The following is a 438-nucleotide window of genomic DNA, read 5'->3' on the forward strand; positions in this document are numbered from 1 at the left end:
TACTTCCTCCGCTACAACGGCAAAGCCTTTTCCATGTTCTCCTGCGCGGGCCGCTTCAATGCTCGCGTTCAGAGCAAGCAGATTCGTCTGTGCAGTAATACCATGAATAGAAGCAATAATCATATCAATATTCGCGATTTTATTCGACAGCGTCTGGATCTGTTGTTGGACCTTTTCATTCATCCGATCGGTATCTTTATTGTGTTCACGCAACAATTGGACCTGGTCCATTCCTTGCTTCGTCGACTGCCCCGCCTTTACCGACAATTGATTCATGCTGTTGGATAGAGCAGCTAACGAATCAATTTGCTCTGACAGATCTGCTATTCGTTGATTCACATCTTCTGTGTCCATGGACTGTTGGGAAGCACCTTGGGCAATTTCATCAATAGCCGCTGATACCTCTTCACTCGCAGCTGACACCTCTTCAAATGCTTG

1 protein-coding gene is annotated in these 438 nt (G+C 46.3%); it reads right to left on the reverse strand.

The window, feature by feature from the left end; genetic code table 11:
• Positions 1-438, reverse strand: a 438-nt coding sequence (locus tag A8F95_RS22460) for a methyl-accepting chemotaxis protein (RefSeq protein WP_245671256.1), incomplete at both ends; no start/stop codon positions are given.

Origin of the sequence: Pseudobacillus wudalianchiensis, assembly GCF_001685015.1 — a bacterium.
GTDB lineage: Bacteria > Bacillota > Bacilli > Bacillales > Domibacillaceae > Pseudobacillus > Pseudobacillus wudalianchiensis.